This is a genomic window from Kitasatospora sp. NPDC059722, assembly GCF_042733235.1.
Taxonomy (GTDB): Bacteria; Actinomycetota; Actinomycetes; order Streptomycetales; family Streptomycetaceae; genus Kitasatospora.
In genome coordinates this window covers 203,623-224,170 of the sequence record NZ_JBHWGD010000002.1, presented here as the reverse complement: position 1 = coordinate 224,170, position 20,548 = coordinate 203,623, and the positions used below count along the sequence as shown (strand labels likewise).

The 20,548-nt window shown below is 73.4% G+C and carries 22 protein-coding genes, 1 pseudogene and 1 riboswitch; of the genes and pseudogenes, 19 read left to right on the top strand and 4 right to left on the bottom strand.

Going from position 1 to position 20,548, the window contains the following annotated elements; translation table 11 throughout:
- The first annotated feature begins 145 nt into the window (after nt 1-145).
- From mltG (ACFV4F_RS02285) to ACFV4F_RS02240, 10 genes are all read left to right on the top strand, one after another.
- Complete coding sequence (gene mltG / locus ACFV4F_RS02285; protein WP_380500140.1) at nt 146-1,399, top strand: endolytic transglycosylase MltG; 1,254 nt, start codon at nt 146-148, stop codon at nt 1,397-1,399.
- Nucleotides 1,400-1,549: 150 nt separating this feature from the next.
- Nucleotides 1,550-3,454 (top strand): endolytic transglycosylase MltG, encoded by a 1,905-nt coding sequence (gene mltG / locus ACFV4F_RS02280; protein ID WP_380500139.1) that lies wholly within the window; start codon nt 1,550-1,552, stop codon nt 3,452-3,454.
- A gap of 34 nt (nt 3,455-3,488) precedes the next feature.
- The gene (locus ACFV4F_RS02275; protein WP_380500138.1) at nt 3,489-4,319 is read left to right on the top strand and encodes a shikimate dehydrogenase; all 831 of its coding nucleotides are present in this window, start codon (nt 3,489-3,491) and stop codon (nt 4,317-4,319) included.
- Nucleotides 4,320-4,529: 210 nt separating this feature from the next.
- The gene (gene aroC, locus ACFV4F_RS02270; RefSeq protein ID WP_380500136.1) at nt 4,530-5,714 is read left to right on the top strand and encodes a chorismate synthase; all 1,185 of its coding nucleotides are present in this window, start codon (nt 4,530-4,532) and stop codon (nt 5,712-5,714) included.
- Nucleotides 5,711-6,232 (top strand): shikimate kinase, encoded by a 522-nt coding sequence (locus ACFV4F_RS02265; protein ID WP_380448938.1) that lies wholly within the window; start codon nt 5,711-5,713, stop codon nt 6,230-6,232. Before aroC ends, ACFV4F_RS02265 begins: the two co-directional genes overlap by 4 nt.
- A complete protein-coding gene (gene aroB / locus ACFV4F_RS02260) occupies nt 6,225-7,313 on the top strand; it encodes a 3-dehydroquinate synthase (RefSeq protein ID WP_380448936.1) in 1,089 nt (362 codons plus the stop codon). Before ACFV4F_RS02265 ends, aroB begins: the two co-directional genes overlap by 8 nt.
- A gap of 8 nt (nt 7,314-7,321) precedes the next feature.
- Nucleotides 7,322-7,750 carry a type II 3-dehydroquinate dehydratase gene (gene aroQ, locus ACFV4F_RS02255; RefSeq protein WP_380448942.1) on the top strand — a complete coding sequence of 143 codons (429 nt, stop codon included), beginning with the start codon at nt 7,322-7,324 and terminating at the stop codon, nt 7,748-7,750.
- Nucleotides 7,751-7,877: 127 nt separating this feature from the next.
- Complete coding sequence (locus ACFV4F_RS02250; protein ID WP_380448934.1) at nt 7,878-8,723, top strand: AAA family ATPase; 846 nt, start codon at nt 7,878-7,880, stop codon at nt 8,721-8,723.
- Nucleotides 8,724-8,819: 96 nt separating this feature from the next.
- Complete coding sequence (locus ACFV4F_RS02245; RefSeq protein ID WP_380500135.1) at nt 8,820-9,629, top strand: Fpg/Nei family DNA glycosylase; 810 nt, start codon at nt 8,820-8,822, stop codon at nt 9,627-9,629.
- 67 nt (nt 9,630-9,696) lie between these two features.
- The gene (locus ACFV4F_RS02240; protein ID WP_380500134.1) at nt 9,697-11,691 is read left to right on the top strand and encodes an AAA family ATPase; all 1,995 of its coding nucleotides are present in this window, start codon (nt 9,697-9,699) and stop codon (nt 11,689-11,691) included.
- A gap of 23 nt (nt 11,692-11,714) precedes the next feature.
- Here the strand turns inward: ACFV4F_RS02240 and ACFV4F_RS02235 are convergent, their stop codons facing one another.
- Nucleotides 11,715-13,388, bottom strand: a complete 1,674-nt coding sequence (locus ACFV4F_RS02235; protein ID WP_380500133.1) for a hypothetical protein — start codon at nt 13,386-13,388, stop codon at nt 11,715-11,717.
- Between the two features lie 53 nt (nt 13,389-13,441).
- Nucleotides 13,442-13,825: an ArsR/SmtB family transcription factor gene (locus ACFV4F_RS02230; RefSeq protein ID WP_380446292.1), complete on the bottom strand. Its 384-nt coding sequence runs from the start codon at nt 13,823-13,825 to the stop codon at nt 13,442-13,444.
- A gap of 82 nt (nt 13,826-13,907) precedes the next feature.
- Nucleotides 13,908-14,100, top strand: a riboswitch (cobalamin riboswitch).
- Between the two features lie 32 nt (nt 14,101-14,132).
- On the opposite strand from ACFV4F_RS02230, the gene ACFV4F_RS02225 reads away from it, so the two are divergent.
- Complete coding sequence (locus ACFV4F_RS02225; protein WP_380446293.1) at nt 14,133-15,242, top strand: HoxN/HupN/NixA family nickel/cobalt transporter; 1,110 nt, start codon at nt 14,133-14,135, stop codon at nt 15,240-15,242.
- A gap of 96 nt (nt 15,243-15,338) precedes the next feature.
- On the opposite strand, the gene ACFV4F_RS02220 is transcribed toward ACFV4F_RS02225, so the two are convergent.
- Both ACFV4F_RS02220 and rpmG read right to left on the bottom strand, forming a co-directional pair.
- Nucleotides 15,339-15,590, bottom strand: coding sequence for a type B 50S ribosomal protein L31 (locus ACFV4F_RS02220; protein WP_380446294.1), 252 nt, complete (start codon nt 15,588-15,590; stop codon nt 15,339-15,341).
- Nucleotides 15,591-15,686: 96 nt separating this feature from the next.
- Nucleotides 15,687-15,851, bottom strand: coding sequence for a 50S ribosomal protein L33 (gene rpmG, locus ACFV4F_RS02215; protein WP_363648209.1), 165 nt, complete (start codon nt 15,849-15,851; stop codon nt 15,687-15,689).
- A gap of 134 nt (nt 15,852-15,985) precedes the next feature.
- Between rpmG and rpmB the strand changes: the two genes are divergently transcribed.
- The 8 genes and pseudogenes from rpmB to nusB all read left to right on the top strand — a co-directional run bounded on the left by rpmB (nt 15,986) and on the right by nusB (nt 20,433).
- On the top strand, nt 15,986-16,222 hold the full coding sequence (gene rpmB, locus ACFV4F_RS02210) for a 50S ribosomal protein L28 (protein ID WP_380446295.1): 237 nt from the start codon (nt 15,986-15,988) through the stop codon (nt 16,220-16,222).
- On the top strand, nt 16,222-16,527 hold the full coding sequence (rpsN, locus tag ACFV4F_RS02205) for a 30S ribosomal protein S14 (RefSeq protein WP_380500131.1): 306 nt from the start codon (nt 16,222-16,224) through the stop codon (nt 16,525-16,527). The genes rpmB and rpsN overlap by 1 nt, the downstream gene beginning before the upstream one ends.
- Nucleotides 16,524-17,731: pseudogene (locus tag ACFV4F_RS02200) on the top strand (CobW family GTP-binding protein). Before rpsN ends, ACFV4F_RS02200 begins: the two are co-directional and overlap by 4 nt.
- Before the next feature lie 5 nt (nt 17,732-17,736).
- Nucleotides 17,737-17,970, top strand: a complete 234-nt coding sequence (gene rpsR, locus ACFV4F_RS02195; protein ID WP_380446315.1) for a 30S ribosomal protein S18 — start codon at nt 17,737-17,739, stop codon at nt 17,968-17,970.
- 9 nt (nt 17,971-17,979) lie between these two features.
- Nucleotides 17,980-18,153 carry a 50S ribosomal protein L32 gene (rpmF, locus tag ACFV4F_RS02190; RefSeq protein ID WP_380446297.1) on the top strand — a complete coding sequence of 58 codons (174 nt, stop codon included), beginning with the start codon at nt 17,980-17,982 and terminating at the stop codon, nt 18,151-18,153.
- Nucleotides 18,154-18,245: 92 nt separating this feature from the next.
- Nucleotides 18,246-19,352 carry a M24 family metallopeptidase gene (locus ACFV4F_RS02185; protein WP_380446298.1) on the top strand — a complete coding sequence of 369 codons (1,107 nt, stop codon included), beginning with the start codon at nt 18,246-18,248 and terminating at the stop codon, nt 19,350-19,352.
- Between the two features lie 75 nt (nt 19,353-19,427).
- Nucleotides 19,428-19,991, top strand: coding sequence for an elongation factor P (efp, locus tag ACFV4F_RS02180; protein ID WP_380446299.1), 564 nt, complete (start codon nt 19,428-19,430; stop codon nt 19,989-19,991).
- A gap of 4 nt (nt 19,992-19,995) precedes the next feature.
- Entirely contained in the window at nt 19,996-20,433 is a 438-nt protein-coding gene (gene nusB / locus ACFV4F_RS02175) for a transcription antitermination factor NusB (protein ID WP_380446300.1), read from the top strand.
- Nucleotides 20,434-20,548: the final 115 nt, after the last annotated feature.

The following is a 20,548-nucleotide window of genomic DNA, read 5'->3' as shown; positions in this document are numbered from 1 at the left end:
CTGCGCCCGCCCCCCGCCCCCGGGGCGCCCTGGGAGGGGGCGCGGCGACCCCCCTAAATTACCTCCCCCGTGGCTGTGGGCCCGCGCCCCCCGCCCCCCCCCCACCCCTCTCGTTTCTTCCGGGACCGACGAGGGGGCGCGCGCCATGACCGACCAGGACTTCCACCCGGGTCTCACGCCCGGCCATCTCGGTGCGCCGGTGCTGGAACCGGAGGGCCGTCCGCCGGGCGCGCCCCGTCCGCGCCCCGATGCACCGGATCCCCACCGATGGCGTAACGGACTGGCCTGCGGGCTCACCGCGCTCGCCCTGGTGGCCGTCTTCGGCGGGGCCGGGCTCGCCGGGTGGACCTGGGTGCAGGGCCAGCGCAAGCCGCCGGCCGCCGCCGACTACGCGGGGCAGGGTGCCGGGGACGTCCAGGTCTCGGTACCGGAGGGCGCGGGCCTGTCGCAGATCGCGTCGGCGCTGGTGCGCAACGGCGTCGTCGCCAGCTCGCTGGCCTTCACCCGGGCGGCCAAGGGCAGCGCGGCGGCGGCCGGGCGGATCCAGCCGGGCACGTACACGCTGAAGCAGAAGATGTCGGCCGCGGCGGCGCTGGCGATCCTGATCGACCCGGCCAACGCCAACGGCCTCACCATTCCCGAGGGCTGGCGCGGCTACCAGATCTTCACGGCGATCGACAAGAAGCTGAACCTCCCGGCCGGCACCACCCAGCGCACCGCGCAGGAGCAGGGCGCCGAGCTGGGCCTGCCGGACTTCGCCAACGGCAGCCCGGAGGGCTACCTCTTCCCCGCGACGTACAGCGTCACGGACGGGACCACCGCCGTCGACCTGCTGAAGCAGATGGTCGACCGGGCCGGCAAGGAGTACTCCCGGGACGACGCCAACGTCGTCGCCCAGACCCTCGGCCAGAGCCTGTACGGCCTGGTCACGGTGGCGAGCATGGTCCAGGGCGAGGCCGACAACTCCGAGGACATGAGCAAGGTCGCGCGGGTGATCTACAACCGGCTGGCCAGGAACATGCCGCTCCAGCTCGACTCGACGATCAACTACGCGCTCGGCCGCTCCACCCTGAACACCACGGTGACCGACACCCGGCTGGACTCGCCCTACAACACCTACCTGCACGCCGGGCTGCCGCCGTCGCCGATCTCCAACCCCGGGCGCCAGGCCGTCATGGCCGCGCTGGACCCGGCACCCGGCGACTGGCTGTACTTCGTCACCGTGAAGCCGGGCGACACCCGCTTCACCGACAGCTTCGACGTCCAGCAGCACAACGTGGCGGACTTCAACGCCTACCGGGCGGCGCAGTCGAGTGCCTCGGCCGCGGCCTCCGGCACGCCCACCCCGGCGACGGCCTCCCAGCCGGGCGGAGCCCCGGCAGGTCAGGGCGGGCACTGACGGAGGTTTCGCCTTTACGGCGGTATGTCTGCGGTACGGTAACGTCTCCTCCCAGGCGTTGCGCTAGCACGCCGGTTCGAGAATCAGCCGGGACGCCGTCCCGCGCGGCCGGTCCGATCCGCCGGTCGTCTCCGTCGGGTAAGGGGATCAATGACCGATCTGGGTCGGGGCTACGGCCCCCAGGGCGCCGAGCCGTGGCACCCCGGTGATCCCGCCTACGGCGGACAGCAGGACGGCCAGTGGCAGCAGACGGCCCAGCAGCATATGGGCCAGCAGGGCTACCCGCAGCAGGAGCAGTACCAGCAGCAGATGGCCCAGCAGGGCATGGGTCAGCAGGGCATGGGCCAGCAGGGTTTCCAGGACCCGCAGGGCTTCCAGCAGCAGGGGTACGGCCAGGGCTACCCGGGCGGCCAGGAGCAGTACCAGCAGCAGGGGCAGTATCCCCAGCAGGGCCAGTACCCCCAGCAGGGGCAGTACCAGCAGCAGATGGGTCAGCAGGGCTTTCCGCAGCAGGGCGTCCCGCAACAGGGGCAGTATCCGCAGCAGCAGGGCCAGTATCCCCAGCAGGGCCAGCACCCGCAGCAGGGGCAGTACCAGCAGCAGATGCCGCAGGCCCCGATGCAGCAGGCCCCGGTGCAGCAGCAGACGCCCCCGCAGCAGATGCGGCCCCAGGCTCCGCAGCGGGCGGCGCAGCCCGTACCGCAGCAGGCCGAGCCCGTCTCCGGGCCCGGGCCGGACGGGATCGACTGGGAGGCCGAGGCCGCCGCGCTGGAGGCCGGTGCCGCTCCGGCGGCGGGGCACGAGCCCGCCGGGGAGGAGTGGGACGACCACTTCGAGGAGGGCCACTCCGACGACGGCCACCACGGGGACGGCGCGTACCCCGAGGAGGACGGCGAGATCGGGCAGGCCGGCTTCCTCGGCGAGGAGGACGTCTCCCGCGAGGCGCAGAAGAAGCGCAAGGAGAAGGGCAAGAAGTCGGGCCGCCGCAACAGCGGTGCCTGCCTGGTGGTCGCCCTCGTCCTGGTCGGGGCCATGGCCGGGGCCGGCTGGTGGGGCTACGGCTTCTACAAGGACCACTTCGGCCCGCCGCCGGACTTCGCGGGCGACGGCACCGGCTCCGTCCAGGTCGAGGTCAAGCCGGGCGCGGTCGGCGCGCAGGTCGGCCTCGCGCTCAAGAACGCCGGCGTGGTCAAGAGCGTCGACGCGTACAGCAAGGCCTGTGACGCCGAGCCGAAGTGCACGACCGTGCAGCCGGGCTTCTACACGCTGAAGAAGGAGATGCCGGCCGCCGACGCGCTCAAGGAACTCCTCGCGCAGGCGGGCGGCGCGGCGATCGTGTTCCCGGAGGGCAAGAACTCCTCCGAGATCTACACCATGATCGACACCAAGCTGAAGCTGGCGCCGGGCACCACGGCGAACGTGGCCAAGGCCCAGGTCAACACCCTCGGGCTGCCCGCGTACGCGCAGGGCAACGTCGAGGGCTTCCTGTGGCCGACGCGCTACAACATCGCCGACGGCATGAAGCCCGAGGACCTGCTCAAGCAGATGGTGAAGACCGCCACCGACAAGTACGCCAACCTGGACGGCCAGGCCGCCTCGGTGGGGCTGAAGAACGGCTACGAGGTGCTCATCGAGGCGAGCATCCTGCAGCGCGAGGGCAACAACCCGGCGGACTTCGCGAAGATGGCCAAGACCATCCAGAACCGCCTGGCCAACGAGCCCGAGACCCACCACCGCCTCGGCATGGACACCACGCTGCAGTACTCGCTGGGCCGCAAGGACCTCAACAAGCAGGACATGGACAACGCGTCCAACAAGTACAACACCTACCTCAACCCCGGCCTGCCGCCGACGCCGATCTCCAACCCCGGCGACGAGGCGATCAATGCGGTGCTGCACCCGGCGGACGGCAAGTGGCTGTACTTCATCGCGATGTCCCAGACCGAGACCCGCTTCGCCGAGACGGCCAAGGAGCACTACGCCAACGTCAAGGAGTACTGCCAGTCGGCCGGCCAGAACTTCGACGAGGCCCGCGGCCACTGCACCACCAAGTAGCCCGCACCGGTAACCCGCCCACGGAGAAGCTGCGTTGACCACCAAACACCGGGCCGCCGTCCTCGGCTCGCCGATCGCCCACTCGCTCTCGCCGGACCTGCACCGGGCCGCCTTCGCGGCGCTCGGGCTGGACGGCTGGCGCTACGACCGGTTCGAGCTGGACGAGGCCGCCCTGCCCGGCTTCGTCGCCGGGCTGGACGAGGCGCAGTGGGCGGGCCTGTCGCTGACCATGCCGCTGAAGCGGGCGGTCATCCCGCTGCTCGACGAGGTCAGCGCGACGGCGCGCGCGGTGGACGCGGTGAACACGGTGGTGTTCACCGCAGACGGACGGCGCACCGGCGACAACACCGACGTCCGCGGCCTGGTGAACGCGCTGCGCGAGCGCGGCATCACCGAGGTGCCCGGCGCGGCGGTGCTGGGCGCGGGGGCCACGGCGTCCTCCGCGCTGGCCGCGCTGGCGCAGATCTGCACCGGCGAGGTGACGGTCTACGTGCGCAGTGCCGAGCGGGCCCGGGAGATGGCCGAGCTCGGGGAGCGGCTCGGCGTCGTCGTGCGGACGGCCGACTGGGAGCACGGCGCGGAGGCGCTGGCGCAGCCGCTCACCGTCTCCACGACGCCGGCCGGCTCGACGGACGGGTTCGTCGCGGCGCTGCCCGCCGAGCCCGGGGCGCTGTTCGACGTGCTCTACCACCCCTGGCCGACGGCGCTGGCGGCCGAGTGCGCCGGGCGCGGGGCCACCGTCCTGGGCGGGCTCGACCTGCTCGTGCACCAGGCGGTGCTGCAGAGCGAGGCCTTCACGGGGCGGACGCCGGGGCCGCTCGCGGCGATGCGCGAGGCGGGGGAGAAGGCGCTCTCCAGGCGCTGAGGCGGCGGGTACGAGGCCGCCGTCCGGCTTGTCCCGGCCTGATCCGAAAGACACGCCCTCGTCCCGGTCGGTCCCGTCCGTCCCGCTGGGCGGCCGGTCGCCGTCCGTCACGCGGACCACGCCCCCGGGTGACCTCGGGACATGAAAGGATTCGGTCAGAAGGCACGCCCGGGGCGGCCCGTGGGCCGGCCCGCTGATGAAGGAGCTCCGTTGGGTACGTTGCGCTGGCTGACGGCGGGGGAGTCGCACGGCCCCGCACTGGTCGCGACGCTGGAGGGCCTGCCCGCTGGTGTACCGGTCACCACCGCCGTGGTGGCCGACGCGCTGGCGCGTCGCCGGCTCGGTTACGGTCGCGGCGCGCGGATGAAGTTCGAGCAGGACGAGGTGACGTTCCTCGGCGGTGTCCGGCACGGCCTGACCATGGGCAGCCCGGTGGCGGTCATGGTCGGCAACACGGAGTGGCCGAAGTGGGAGCAGGTCATGTCGGCCGACCCGGTCGATCCCGAGGTGCTGGCGGGGCTGGCCCGCAACGAGGCGCTGACGCGTCCGCGTCCGGGCCACGCGGATCTGGCGGGCATGCAGAAGTACTCGATCGAGGAGGCCCGTCCGATCCTGGAGCGGGCGAGTGCCCGTGAGACGGCGGCCCGGGTCGCGCTGGGCGCGGTGGCCCGCGCGTACCTGAGGGAGACGTGCGGGATCGAGATCGTCAGCCACGTGGTGGAGCTGGCCGCGGCGAAGGCGCCGGCCGGTGTGCTGCCGGTGCCGTCGGACGAGGCGCGGCTGGACGCGGATCCGGTGCGGTGCCTGGACGCGGATGCGTCGAAGGCGATGGTCGCGGAGATCGATCAGGCGCACCGGGACGGTGACACGCTCGGTGGTGTGGTCGAGGTGCTGGCGTACGGGGTGCCGGTGGGCCTGGGCTCGCACGTGCACTGGGACCGGCGGCTGGACGCGCGGCTGGCGGCCGCGCTGATGGGGATCCAGGCGATCAAGGGTGTGGAGGTCGGGGACGGTTTCGAGCTGGCGCGGGTGCCGGGTTCGAAGGCGCACGACGAGATCGTCCCGACCGCCGACGGCGTGAAGCGCACCTCCGGCCGCTCCGGCGGCACCGAGGGCGGTCTGTCGACGGGCGAGCTGCTGCGGGTGCGTGCGGCGATGAAGCCGATCGCGACGGTGCCGCGGGCGTTGCAGACGCTGGACGTGCGTACGGGTGAGCCGGCCAAGGCGCATCACCAGCGCTCCGACGTCTGCGCGGTGCCCGCCGCGGGCATCGTCGCGGAGGCGATGGTCGCGCTGGTGCTGGCCGACGCGGTGAACGAGAAGTTCGGCGGCGACCACGTCTCGGAGACGCGCCGCAACGTGCAGGGCTACCTCGACCACCTGATCATCCGATGATCCGGCCTGTCGTCGTTCTGGTCGGCCCGCCCGGCAGCGGCAAGTCCACGGTCGGGCGGGCCCTGGCCGAGCGCCTGGGCGTCGGCTTCCGCGACACCGACGCCGACATCGAGGTGCTGGCCGGCAAGCCGATCCCCGAGATCTTCATCGACGAGGGCGAGCCGCACTTCCGCGAGCTGGAGGGCCGCGCGGTGCGCGCGGCCGCCGAGGGCCACGACGGGGTGCTCGCGCTCGGCGGCGGCGCGGTGATGGCCGAGGCCACCCGCGCGCTGCTGCGCGAGCTGCCCGTGGTGTTCCTGGAGGTCCCGCTCGGCGACGCCGTCAAGCGGGTCGGGCTGGACGCCCCGCGGCCGTTGCTGGCCGTCAACCCGCGGGCCCGCTGGCGCGAGCTGATGGACGCCCGCCGCCCCCTCTACCTGGAGGTGGCCACCGCCGTCGTCGACACCGCGGGCCGCACCCCCGAGCAAGTCGCGGACGCCGTACTGGAAGCACTGGAGCTGAAGACCACCCATGACTGACATCGTCAGGATTCACGTCGGCGGCAGCGCCGGCCACGACCCGTACGACGTGCTGATCGGGCACCAGCTGCTCGGCGAGCTGGCGCCGCTGATCGGACCCCGGGCCAAGCGGGTCGCGCTCATCCACCCCGAGGCGCTGGCCGCCACCGCCGACGCCGTCCGCGAGGACCTGGCCGCCGAGGGCTACGAGGCGATCGCGCTCCAGGTGCCCAACGCCGAGGAGGCGAAGAGCGCCGAGGTCGCCGCGTACTGCTGGTCGGTGCTCGGACAGACCGGGTTCACCCGCAGCGACGTCGTCGTCGGCCTCGGCGGCGGTGCCACCACCGACCTGGCCGGGTTCGTCGCCGCGACCTGGCTGCGCGGCGTGCGCTGGGTGTCGATGCCGACCACGCTGCTCGGCATGGTCGACGCGGCCGTCGGCGGCAAGACCGGCATCAACATCGCCGAGGGCAAGAACATGGTCGGCGCCTTCCACCCGCCGGTGGGCGTCCTGGCCGACCTCGGCACGCTGGAGACCGTGCCCAAGCACGACTACGTCTCCGGCCTCGCCGAGGTCATCAAGTGCGGCTTCATCGCCGACCCGGCGATCCTCGACCTGATCGAGGCCGACCCGGAGGGCGCCAAGACGCCGGCCGGACCGCACACCGTCGAGCTGATCCGGCGCGCCATCCAGGTCAAGGCCGACGTGGTCTCCGGCGACCTCAAGGAGTCCGGTCAGCGGGAGATCCTCAACTACGGCCACACCCTCGGCCACGCCATCGAGCGCAACGAGCGCTACAAGTGGCGGCACGGCGCCGCGATCTCCATCGGCATGGTCTACGCCGCCGAACTTGGCCGCCTGGCCGGGCGGCTGGACGACGAGACGGCCGACCGGCACCGCGCCGTGCTGGCCTCCGTCGGCCTGCCGCTGACCTACCGGGCGGACGCCTGGCCGAAGCTGCTGGACGCCATGAAGATCGACAAGAAGTCGCGCGGCGACCTGATCCGCTTCATCGTCCTGGACGGCCTCGGCAAGACCTCCGTCCTGGAGGGCCCCGACCCGTCCCTGCTCGTCGCCGCCTACGCGGAGGTCTCGGCGTGACCAGGGTCATGGTGCTCAACGGCCCCAACCTCGGACGCCTCGGCAGCCGTGAGCCGGACGTCTACGGTGCCACCTCGTACGCCGGGCTGGTCGAGCGCTGCACGGCGCTCGGCGCGGAGTTCGGCTTCGAGGTCGAGGTCCACGAGACCAACTCCGAGCAGCGGATGGTCGAGTGGCTGCACGAGGCGGCCGACGGCAAGGTGCCCGTGGTGATCAACCCGGGCGCGTTCACGCACTACTCGTACGCCATGCGGGACGCGGCCGCGCAGCGCACCGCGCCGCTCATCGAGGTGCACATCTCCAACCCGTACGCGCGCGAGGCCTTCCGGCACACCTCGGTCATCGCCGCCGTCGCCTCCGGCACCATCGCCGGGTTCGGGCTCGGCTCGTACGAACTCGCCCTGCGCGCCCTGGCGGAGCAGCTCACCACGCGCTGACGGCCGGTCGGACGGGCCGGGCCGGTGCCGTGCGTTCCGGCCGGCCCGAGGGCGGGCGGCGGCCCGGCGGCGGACTGTGCCCGTCGCCGGGCCGCCGTGTAGTGTCCCCGCTGGGAGAAGTCGGGAGGTGACCGTGACGCAGTACGCCGGGGGTGGGCAGGTGCCGCCTCATCCCGTCGCTCCGCCGGTCCGGCCGGCCGCCGGGGCCGTGACGGCCGTTTCGTCCCCCGGACCGGTGCCGTTCGGCGGGCGCGTTCCGCCACCGATTCCGCCCGCGCCGGTGCCCGCGGCTCCGGCCCCGGCGCCGGCTCCCGCGCCCACCGCGCCGATGCCGGCCGGGGCCACCGGGCACTTCGTCCTGCCCTCCGGCGCGCCCGTCCAGCTCCCGGCCCACCCGCCGCAGCGGCACGCGCCCGCCGGGCCGATCGCCGTCCTGCTGATCGGGCCCGCCGGCGCCGGCAAGACCACCGTCGCCCGGTACTGGGCCGAGCGGCGGCACACCCCGACCGCGCACATCAGCCTGGACGACGTCCGGGAGTGGGTGCAGTCCGGCTTCGCCAACCCGCAGTCCGGCTGGAACAACGCCTCCGAGGCCCAGTACCGGCTGGCCCGCCGCACCTGCGGCTTCGCCTGCCGCAACTACCTCGCCAACGGCATCTCCTGCATCATCGACGACGCCGTCTTCCCCGACCGCCCGGCCATCGGCCTCGGCGGCTGGAAGCGGCACATCGGCCCCGGCATGCTGCCCGTCGTGCTGCTGCCCAGCCTCGACTCGGTGCTCGGCCGCAACGCCCGGCGCAGCGGCAACCGGCGGCTGGGCGACGAGGAGGTCGCCCGCATCCACGGGCGGATGGCCGGCTGGTACAACTCCGGGCTGCCGATCATCGACAACTCGCACCTGGACGTCGCCGCGACGGCCGCCGAGCTGGACCGGGTGATCCTGGCCCGGCTCACGGGGATGCCGGTCCGCTGAGCCGGCCGGGCCGCCGACCTGCGGGATCGCGGGGATGTCGGGGGCGGCTGCGATGATGGACGGGTCGAGTTGATCCGTCCCAGGGGAGCCGAGCCCGTGCCGGAAGGCCACATCATCCACCGCCTCGCGGCCGAGAACACCACGGCCTTCGGCGGCCGTCCCGTCCGGGTGTCCAGCCCGCAGGGCCGCTTCGCCGACGACGCCAAGCTGATCGACGGGCAGGTCCTGGTCGGGGCGGAGGCCGTCGGCAAGCACCTCTTCCTCGGCTTCGAGGAGGGCGCGTGGGTCCACGTGCACCTCGGCCTCTACGGCGGCTTCGCCTTCGGCGCCGGGCCCGCCCCGGAGCCCGTCGGGCTGATCCGGCTGCGCCTGGAGAACGACGACGCCCACGCCGACCTGCGCGGCCCCAACACCTGCGCGCTGGTCACCGGCGCGCAGAAGGCCGCCGTCGCCGCGCGCCTCGGCCCGGACCCGCTGCGCGCCGACGCCGACCCGGACGCCGCCTGGCGCCGGATATCGGCCAGCCGGACGACGGTCGCGGCCCTGCTGATGGACCAGAAGGTGCTGGCCGGGGTGGGCAACGTCTACCGCGCCGAGGTGCTCTTCCGGCACGGCATCGCCCCGCACCGGGCCGGCCGGGACCTCACCCGGGCCGAGTGGGACGCGATCTGGGCGGACCTCGTCGGGCTGATGCGCGAGGGCGTCGGCGCGGGCCGCATCGACACCGTCCGGCCCGAGCACACCCCCGAGGCGATGGGCCGGCCGCCGCGCGTGGACGACCACGGCGGCGAGGTCTACGTCTACCGCCGCGCCGCGATGCCCTGCCTGGTCTGCGGCACGGACGTGCGGACGGAGTCGCACGCGGCGCGCAACCTGTTCTGGTGCCCGACCTGCCAGGCGGCCTGAGCCGGATTCAGGTGGCGGGGGCCGGCACGCCGTAGGCTGGGCCCGGGCCGGCGGAGGGAGCGGACGGGTGGACGGCTTCGAGGTGTCCAACAGGGTTTCGGGCACGGTGCACGGGAACGTGATCCAGGGCGGAAACGTCACGGTCCACCTGGAGCCGCAGCGCCGGATCCCGCATCAGGTGCGACCGCCCCGCCGGACCTTCGTCAACCGCGAGCGCGAACTCGCCGCTCTCACGGGTGCGCTGGGCCGGGCCGGGCGGGACGGGCCGGCGATCGTCGTCTTCACCGGTCTGGCCGGCGTCGGCAAGACGGAGCTGGTGGCGAAGTTCGCCACCGAACAGGCGGCGCAGTTCCCGGGCGGTGTCCTGTACGCCGACCTCAAGGCCTACCGGCACGGGGCCGCGGTGGACCTCGCCGGGGTGCTGGAGGGTTTCCTGCGGGCCCTCGGGGTCCGTGTGCCGGACGTGGAGGCGGAGCGGTTCGGGGAGTTCCGGACGGCCACCGCCGGGCAGCGCTGTCTGGTCTTCCTCGACAACGTCGAGCACGCCGCCGAGGTCCGCGCTCTGCTGCCGACGAGCGGGCTGCTGGTGGCGGCGGGCCGGCAACGCCTGGACGCGCTGCGGATGGACGGCGCCGAGGTGCTGCGGCTGGAGCGGCTGGACGAGACGGCGGCCGCCGCCCTGGTGCGCGGCTGGCTGAGCGCCGGGCGCGGCACCGACGGTGAGGTCGCGGCCCTCGTGGAGCGGTGCGCGGGGCTGCCGCTCGCCCTCAACGCGGTCGGGAGCCAGCTGCTGGGCCGGAGCCGCCTCTCGGTGGGCCAGGTGGTGGCCGAACTAGCGGACTGGGACAGCAAGTTGGCCATTCTGAACAACGACGAGGGGAACCTCCGCCGGACCTACGACCCGGTCTACGAGCGGCTCTCGGCGCCCGCCCGGGCGCTCTACCACCTGATCGGCGTGCATCCCGGCCCCTTCGTGTCGGCCGAACTGGCCGGGGCGACGGGCGTCGAGGACGCGGACGAGGCCCTGGACGAGCTGTGCGGCGCGCACCTGCTGGACGTCGTGGTCGACGACGGCCCGGAGGAGCGCTTCCAGGCGCACGACGTCGTCCGGACGCACGCCCACGCCCGTGCGCGCGAACTGCCCGGCCGGGCCGAGCTCCTGGCCGGGACCGTCGCCTACTTCAGGGGCCGGGCGTCGGTGGCGGACCGGGCGATGGGGTCGCGGCTGCGGGTGCAGGAGCCGAGCGGCGACGACCTGCCGGGCTTCGGCTCGTACGCGGCGGCCCTGGAGTGGTTCCAGGCCGAACGGGCCGACCTGCGCGCGGTGGTGGAGGCGGCGGCCGGGCAGGGGTGGCACGGCGAGGTGTGGCGGCTCTGCGAGTCGCTGTGGCCGCTGTACCACGGCCGCAAGCACTACGAGGACCTGATCGCCACCCACCGGCTCGGCGTCGAGTCGGCGCAGTGGGACAACCAGCCCGACGCCGTCGTCCGGATGCGCAACCAGCTCGCCCGCGCCTACTACGAGCGGCGGGAGTTCCCGCTCGCGGCCGAGCAGTTGGCGCTCGCCGCGGAGCAGGTGCCGCTGGTGACCGACCGGCGGCTCGCGGGCGTGCTGTACGAGACGGACGGGCTGCTGTGCCTGGCCGACGGGCGGACGGCGCGGGCGGTGGAGCGGTTCACGCTGGCCCTGGAGGAGAACCGGGGCGACGACCACGGCGAGATCGTGCAGAGCTACAACGTCGCGCAGGCGCTGATCGCGGACGGCCGGGCGGAGGAGGCGCTGGCCGTCCTCGACGAGGCCCGCGCGAGGGCCGTCGACACCGAGGACACCGACATGCTGATGAAGCTCCCGCTGGTGCGCGCCCGGGCCCACCGCGCGCTGGGGCGGCTGGACCTCGCGGTCGCGGACGCCGCCGAGTGCGCGCGGCGGGCGGCCGGGCTGAGCCAGTACGCGAAGGAGGCGCAGGCGCACACGCTGCTCGTCGAGCTCGCGGAGGAGCAGGGGGACGCGGCGCTCGCGGCGCGCAGCCGGGAGCGGCTGCAGGAACTGCAGGCACGCTAGTGCCGTGGCACTAGGACGTCCTCTTACGGCCCGGTGGTGAACGCGACCCGGGTGCGGTGTTCGCCGGTGCGGATGGTGAGTCCGTGCTCGGGGAGGCCGGCCGGGTCGCCGCCGGTGGTGAGCCAGTGCGCCACGGCGGAGCCGAGGAGCAGCGGGTCGAGGCGGGGTTCGGCGCTGCCCCAGGTCCGTTCGGCGCGGGCTTCCAGCAGCAGGCCGGTGCGCAGCCGGACGAGGTGGCGGGCCGGGCCGAGGGCGGCCACCGCGACGGCGAGGCCGGGGAGCGCGGCGGCGGTGTCGGCGAGCCAGCGTCCGGCGGGGAGTTCGGCGCGCGTCTCGGTCCGGGCGAGGACCTCGGCGGTGTAGCGCAGGGCGTCGCCCGGGTGTTCGTCGGTGAGGGCGTGGAAGCCGCGCGGGGTGTGGTCGCCGGGGTCGAAGGGGTAGCGCCGCAGGCTGACCTCGGTGCCCTCGCTCGCGGCCTCGACGTCGTAGGCCGTCGGGCCTTCGGGGGTGCCGGGGCGGGGGACCGGCTTGGGGTAGGGCGGCAGGAGCGGTTCGTCGTCCGGTTCGTCCAGTCCGTCCAGGAAGGAGTAGAGCAGCGGGCGCAGCACCTCGGCGGAGCGGCCGCGGCGGGCGAGGGAGCGGTCGGTGATCGGGCGCAGGGCGGCCGGGTCCTGCTTCTGCAGGGCCTGTTCGAGCTGGGCGGCGAGGTCGCCGTCCGGGTCGAGCGCCGGGGCGGCCTGGCCGAAGGCGTGGCTGGGGGAGTGCGGGTCGAGTTCGGCGGCGCCGGTGGCGACGAGCAGGGTGGGGCGTTCCAGGGCGGCGCCGTAGACGGACACCGAGCCGTGGTCGCCGATCAGGCAGTCGGCGGCGACGAGGGCGGCCTGCCAGCCCTGGTGGGGCGGGACGAGGCGCAGGCCCATCCGCCGGGCGTCGTCGAGCAGGGCCTCGGGGTCGTGCCGGTTCCAGATGTTGGGGTGGAGGACGACGGCGACCGCGTACTCGTCGGCGGGGAGCCGGCGGACGAGGCGTCGGGGCAGGTCGGGGCGGCGGCCGAATAACGAGTGCTCGCTCCAGGTGGAGTTGACGACGACGAGCCGCCGGCCGTCGACGGCGCCGAGGGCGGCCCGGTAGGAGTCGCGCAGACGCAGGCTGCGGAGCATGCGGTCGAAGCACGGGTCGCCGACGACCTGGGCGACGTCCAGTGCCTCGGGGCAGGAGACCCGCAGCCGGTCGAGCTGTTCCGGGTGGGAGAGGCCGAGGACGTCGACGAAGACCCGGCCGTGGTGGGTGAGTTCGTTGCGGGAGAGGCCGGCTGCGCTGACGGTGTCGCCGGTGGACTCGGTCACCAGGCGGTTGTAGCCGGCGCCGTGCGGGAGGACGACGAGCCGGGCGTCGAGGCGGTGCATCGAGGAGTGGACGGCGCAGGCGACGGCCAGGTCGAAGCGGTGCCGGACGGCGTCCTCCCAGTCCAGCAGGGTGATGCCGGGCAGGCCGCGCAGGTAGTCGTCGAGGCCGTCGGCGAAGGCGGAGCCGGGGTTGACGGTGGCGTAGCGCTCGATGCCGTCGCGGTTCAGGAGGGTGAGGACGTCGAGGACCCGGGTGGCGGAGGTGAGGGTGCGGGCGACCGCCAGCACGCGCGCCCTGACCGGCCGGGTGTTCCAGCGGTCGGCGGGCCAGGCGTGGGGGTGGGTCGGCACGCCATGATCGTACTCATCGGGTCGGCTCCCCGCGGTGATTCAGGCCCGGGAGGTCAGCCCGCCGCGGCGGCTGGCTCCTCGTGGTCGGCCGCGGCGCACTCGTCGAGGAGGGGGCGCATGCTCTCGTCGACGAGCCGGTAGCGCACGACGCGTCCGTCCTTGTCCCCGGTGACCACGCCGGCCGTCCGCAGCAGCCGCAGGGCCTGTGAGACGGCCGGGTCGCGCATGCCGGTGGCGACGGCGAGGTCGGTGACGGCGAGCGGTCCGGCGCGGTGCAGGGCGAGCAGGATCGCGAGCCGCCCGGGGTCGGCGAGCAGGGAGAACCGCTCGGACCACGAGCGGACGTGCGCGGCGTCGCCGATCGCGGCGATGGCCTCGCAGACCCGGTGTCCGTCGATGGTGCGGTGGCCCGCGCGGTCGGCCGGTACGAGATGCATGCGGACATTCTGGCAGCTCACGACCTGTGATCCTGGACACCTGCGTAGGTGCGCAGCCTTGCAAGGGTCGGCCCGGGACCCCTACGGTGTTCCCCGCCGTGGTGCTCGGGAAGACCGGTGACGGACCCTCAGGGGTCCCAGTCCGGAGCGGCCCTCGCCACTGTGATCGGGGGAGTCCGCCCGTACCCAGACGCCACTGGGCGCTTCGCGCGCCTGGGAAGGCGGGTACGGGAGCCCCGTCAGCCAGGAGACCGGCCACGGCATCTCACGAACGTCTTTCCACGAGGTGCTGGAGCGTGATCCGAAGATGACCCTGCCCGAAACCGCCGCCCCCGAGGCCGCGCCCGCCGTGCTGCCCACCTTCCGGTGGAGGAGAGAGGACACCGTCCGCACCGCCGGGCTGATGGGGGTGATCCTGGCCATGCACGTCGTGGCGTTCGGGACCCTCGTCTTCCTGGTGGCGCCGCACAACTACGCCGTCGGCACCCAGGTCTTCGGGGTGGGCCTCGGCATCACGGCGTACACGCTCGGCATGCGGCACGCGTTCGACGCCGACCACATCGCGGTGATCGACAACACCACCCGCAAGCTGATGGCCGACGGCAAGCGGCCGGTCTCGGTGGGCTTCTGGTTCGCCCTCGGGCACTCGTCGATGGTGGTCGTCATGGCCGCCCTGGTCGCGGGCGGCGCGCAGCTGGCGAACACGCTGATGGACGACGAGTCGACCACCCACCAGTGGCTCGGCATGGTCGGCACGACGGCCTCAGGCGCGTTCCTCTACCTGATCGGCGCGCTCAACCTGGCGGCGCTGCTCGGCATCCTGAAGGTGTTCCGGGCGATGCGCGCCGGGCAGTACGACGAGGCCGAGCTGGAGCAGCACCTGAACTCGCGCGGCTTCATGGCCCGGGTGCTGAACCGGGCGACCCGCTCGATCACCCGGCCCGGCCAGATGTTCCCGGTGGGCATGGTGCTCGGCCTCGGCTTCGACACCGCGACCGAGGTGACCCTGATGGTGATGGCCGGCTCGGGCGCGGCCGCCGGGCTGCCCTGGTACGCGATCGTCTGCCTGCCGCTGCTGTTCGCGGCGGGGATGAGCCTGTTCGACACGCTGGACGGGACGTTCATGAACTTCGCGTACCAGTGGGCGTTCTCCAACCCGGTGCGCAAGGTGTACTACAACCTGACGATCACCGGTCTGTCGATCGCGGTGGCGTTCATCATCGGCACGATCGAGCTGGTCGGCGTGCTGCACGAGAAGCTGGACCTGACCGATCCGGTCACCGGCTGGATCGCGGACATCTCGCTCGACAACGTCGGCTACGCGATCGCCGGGCTGTTCGTCGTCGTCTGGGCCGCGGCGATCGCGTACTGGAAGCTGGCCGGGGTCGAGAAGCGCTGGGGCGCCGAACGCTCCTGAGCACGCCTGCCGCACGCCTGCCGCACGCCTGCCGCGACGGCGCCTCCCCACCGTGGGGAGGCGCCGTCGCGCGCGTTCCGGGCCGGCTGCGCCGGGTCAGCTGTGCCGGTCGCCGTAGCGCTGGCGGAAGCGCTCGACGCGGCCCGCGGTGTCGAGCACGCGGGACTGGCCGGTGTAGAAGGGGTGGCTCGCCGAGGAGATCTCGACGTCGATGACGGGATAGGTGTTGCCGTCCTCCCACTCGACCGTGCGGTCGCTGGTGACCGTCGAGCGGGTGAGGAAGGAGAGGCCGCCGACCTTGTCGCGGAAGACGACGGGCCGGTAGGCGGGGTGGATTCCGGGCTTCATGGGGGTGCCTCCTCGGCGGGGGATCAGCGCTCTTCGTTCGACGTTCTTCGTTCCGACGTTCTTCGTTCCGACGTTCTTCGTTCCGGCGCTCTTCGGTCAGCGCTCTTCGCGGAAGTCGACGTGCTCGCGCGCGACCGGGTCGTACTTGCGCAGCACCATCCGGTCCGGGTCGTTCCGGCGGTTCTTGCGGGTCACGTAGGTGTAGCCGGTGCCGGCGGTGGAGCGGAGCTTGATGACGGGGCGCAGTTCGCTGCGGGCCATGAGGTCCTCCGGAGGGGTCGGGTGGTGCGGCGGTTCGGGGCCGGGCTGGAACCGTACACCGAAATGGATGTCATTTTCATCTGGTGTAACGTGACCTCCGTCCCGCCCATTCCCGGACCGTTTTGGGAGCCCCCATGTCCGCCCACTGCCAGCTCACCGGCCGCCGGCCGGGCTTCGGCAACGCGATCTCGCACTCGCACCGCCGCACCCCGCGGCGCTTCGACCCCAACATCCAGCGCAAGCGCTACTGGCTGCCGGGCGAGGGCCGGTACGTCCGGCTCACGCTCAGCGCCAAGGGGATCCGCACGATCGACGCGATCGGGGTCGAGGCCGCCGTCGCCCGGATCCGCGCCCGGGGGGAGAAGGTCTGATGGCGAAGCAGAGCAAGATCGCCAAGAACGAACGGCGGCGCGAGACCGTCGCCCACTACGCGGGGCGCCGCGCGGAGCTCAAGAGGACGATCGCCCACCCCGGCACCGCCCCCGCCGAGCGCGCTGCCGCCCAGGCCGAACTCGCCCGCCAGCCGCGCGACGCCAGCGCCACCCGGATCCGCAACCGCGACGCCGTCGACGGCCGCCCGCGCGGTTACGTCGGCGCCTTCGGCCTCTCCCGGATCAATCTGCGCACCCTCGCCCACGCGGGCCACCTGCCCGGCGTCCGCAAGGCCAGCTGGTGAGCGGCGCGGACGGGACCAGGCTGCCCGTCGTGGTCGTCGCCGGGCTGCACGCCGACCACCGCCGCAGTGCCGTCGAGGAGTTGGCGCGCGGCGCGGTCGACGCCGTGGTCCTCCACCACGACCTGCGGGACGCCTCCCGCGGCGTCGTCCACCGCCGACTGCGCGACGCGGGCGGCGAGTTCGACCCGGCCGACGTACCGCTGCTCAACGACTGCCCGTGCTGCGCCCTGCGGGAGGACCTGCTGCCCCGGCTGCTGCGCATCGCGGACGAAGGACGGCACGGGCTCGCGGTGGTCGAACTGTGGGGCGGCAGCGATCCGCACCCGGCCGTCGAGGTCATCGCCGGCGGCGAGGTCGACGGCCGGCCCCTGGCGGAGGCCGTCGAGCTCGCGGGCGTCGTCGCCGCCGTCGACCCCGACCGGCTCACGAGCGAACTCTCCGTCTCCGACGACCTCGTGGAGCACGGCGAGCACACCGCACCGGAGGACCCCCGCACCCGCGCGGAGGCCCTCGCCCACCAGATCGAGTACGCGACCACCCTCGCCGTCCCGCGCGCGACCGCGCACACGCCGGGGCTCGCGATGCTCCGCCAGCTCCACCCCACCGCCCGCGTCGTGCGGCTCGCCACCGGTGCGCTCACCCGGGCCGCGCTCGGCGGCTTCGACGTCGCGGCCGCCCGCGACCGGGTCAACCCGGCGCTGGCGCTGCTGCCGCAGGAGCACGACGAGGGCGGGGTCACCACGATGGTGTGGGAGCGCCGCAGGCCGCTGCACCCGCAGCGACTGCACGAGGCGCTCGAACTGCTCGTCCCGGCGGCCCAGCGCAGCCGCGGCCGCTTCTGGCTGGCCAACCGGCCCGACCATGGGCCCCTCCTGCCCGCTGGCGGGCAAGGAGGGAGCTCGCGTGGGACGCGGCCGGGGCGAACATCGCGGTGGAGGAGTGCGGGCCGTGGCTCTCCGCGCTGCCCGACGCGGCCTGGGACCTCTACCCGCCCGCGCGCCGGGCCGCCGCCGCCCTCGACTGGCACCCGGCCCACGGCGACCGCGTGCAGCAGCTCAGCTTCACGGCCGAGGGCCTGGACACGGACGGGATCACCCACCTCCTCGACTCCTGCCTGCTCACCGACGCCGAACTCGCCGCCGGCGAATCCGGCTGGAAGGCGCTGCCCGACGCCTTCCACGACCTGCTCGACCCCGTCGCCTGAGGATCATCACTGTGCGTAAACGACTCAACCCGCCGAGGCCCAAGCCCAACCCGCTGGTCACAGCCGGTATCGAGTACATCGACTACAAGGACACCGATCTCCTGCGGAAGTTCGTCTCCGATCGCGGCAAGATCCGCAGCCGCCGGGTCAGCCGGCTGACCGTCCGGCAGCAGCGGGCGATGGCCCGGGCGATCAAGAACGCCCGCGAGATGGCCCTGCTCCCGTACACCACCCGATAGGAGACCCCGATGGCCGTACCCAAGCGCAAGACGTCCCGCAGCAACACGCGGCACCGCCGGGCCCAGTGGAAGGCGAGCGCGCCGAAACTCGTCCCGATCACGGTGAACGGGCGGGAACTGCTCGTCCCGCAGCACCTCGTGCCCGCCTACCGGAGGGGGCTCATCGATCCGGAAGGGGGGTGACGGCGCCGCCGGGGGCGCGGGTAGGTAAAGGTCGCGCCCCCGTCGGGGGTTCTCGGCGGGCGGATCGGGGGCGGGCTTCGTAGGCTCGACGCATGTCTGATGCGTACGCGGGTCGGCGGGAGCGGCTGCGGGAGCACTGCAGTGCGGCCGGGGCCGATGCGGCGCTGATCACCCGGCCGGCCAACGTGCGGTACCTGACCGGCTGCGCCCCCTGCGGCGCGACCTTGCTGCTCACCAGGGAACGGGTGCTGCTGACGCTGCCGGACGACCTGCCGCCGGACGACACCGGGGAGCACCTGATCGCCGCCGACGTCACCCAGGTCCCGGTGCCGGCCGGGGCGGACACCGCGCTGGCGGCCGCGGCCGAGGCCTCCCGGCTGCGGGTGCACGCCATGGCGGTGGAGGAGCACGACCTCACCGTCCTGCGCCACCGCGCGGTGGCGAGCCTGGCCGAGGGGGTCCGGCTGGCCGAGCTGGGGCAGGTCGTCGAACGGCTGCGGGTGATCAAGGACGAGCACGAGATCGCCGACCTGCGGATCGCCGCCGAGATCGCCGACCAGGCGCTCGGCGAGCTGCTGGAGTCGATCCTGGTCGGCCGCACCGAGCGGCACCTGGCGATGGAGCTGGAGCGCCGGATGATCGACCACGGTGCCGACCGGGCGGCCTTCCCGGTCTCGGTCGGCACCGGCAGCCACTCCGGCCAGCCCGCCCACCAGCCGACCGACCGCCGGGTCGAGGAGGGCGACTTCCTGACCGTGGTGCTCGGCGCCCAGTACCGCGGGTACGGCGTGTCGACCGCCCGGACCTTCGTGATCGGCGCCGCCCCCGCGCCCTGGCAGGTGGAGCTGCACCGGCTGGTGTTCCGGGCGCAGCGGGCCGGGCGGGAGGCGCTCGGACCCGGCGTGGAGCAGTGCGTACCCGACCGGGCGGCGCGGCAGATCCTGGACGCGGCCGGCCACTCCGAGGCCTCCCCGCACCCGGTGGGCCACGGCATCGGGCTGGAGATGCGGGAGGCGCCGCGCCTCGGTCCGGCGGACATGGGTAAACTGGACAGCCGCGTACCGGTCACCGTCGGTCCGGGGGTACACATCCCGGGCAAGGGCGGGGTCCGGATCGAGGACACGCTCGTCGTGCGCCCCCTCGAAGAGGGCGGGCCCGAGCTGCTCACCATCACCACCAAGGAGCTCCTCGCCCTGTGACGGCGGCCCCGGGCCGCCGGTGGCAGGACGCGACCCTTGGTTCCTTGACAGCTATATCCAGGAGTAAGTGCGCCCGTGGCTTCCACGAACGATCTCAAGAACGGCATGGTCCTCAAGCTGGAGGGCGGCAAGCTCTGGTCCGTCGTCGAGTTCCAGCACGTCAAGCCCGGCAAGGGCCCGGCCTTCGTGCGTACGAAGCTCAAGGAGGTCCTGACGGGCAAGGTCGTCGACAAGACCTTCAACGCCGGCACCAAGGTCGAGACCGCCAACGTCGACAAGCGCGGCATGCAGTTCTCGTACAAGGACGGCGAGAACTTCGTGTTCATGGACATGGACACCTACGACCAGCTCACCATCGAGCCGGCCGTCGTCGGTGACGCCGCCAACTACCTGCTGGAGGGCTTCGAGGCCCTCGTCGCGACCAACGAGGGCGCGGTGCTCTACATCGAGCTCCCGACCTCCGTCGAGCTGCTCATCGCGCACACCGAGCCGGGCGTCCAGGGCGACCGCTCCACCGGTGGCACCAAGCCGGCCACGCTGGAGACCGGTGCCGAGATCCAGGTCCCGCTCTTCGTCGTCACCGGCGAGAAGGTCAAGGTCGACACCCGCGACGGCAGCTACCTCGGCCGGGTGAAGTAAGTCCGTGTCGGCCGCACGCAGCAAGGCCCGCACCCGGGCCTTCCAGATCCTCTTCGAGGCCGACCACCGCGGGGTCGACCCGCAGCAGGTCCTCGCCGACTGGGTGGCCCGCGCCCGCGAGCCCAAGCCCGACGAGGGCACCCCCCAGGTCGCCGAGTACACGATGGAGCTGATCGAGGGTTACGTCCGGCACGCGCGCCGGATCGACGACCTGATCTCCCAGTACTCGGTGGGCTGGACGCTCGACCGGATGCCGATCGTGGACCGCAACGTCCTGCGGCTCGGCGCCTACGAGCTGATCTGGGAGGACGGCGTCCCGGACGCCGTCGTCCTGGACGAGGCCGTGGAGATCGCCAAGGAGTTCTCCACGGACGACTCCCCGTCCTTCGTCAACGGCCTGCTCGCCCGCTTCCTGGAGCTGAAGCCGAGCATCCGCCGCTAGGCACGGACGGGCCCCGCCCCGCGAACGGGGGCCCGGCCCCCCCCCCGGGGCGGGGGGGGGGGGCGGGGGGCCCGGGGGGGGGGGGGTGGGGCGCGCGCGGGGTGGAATAAACAAA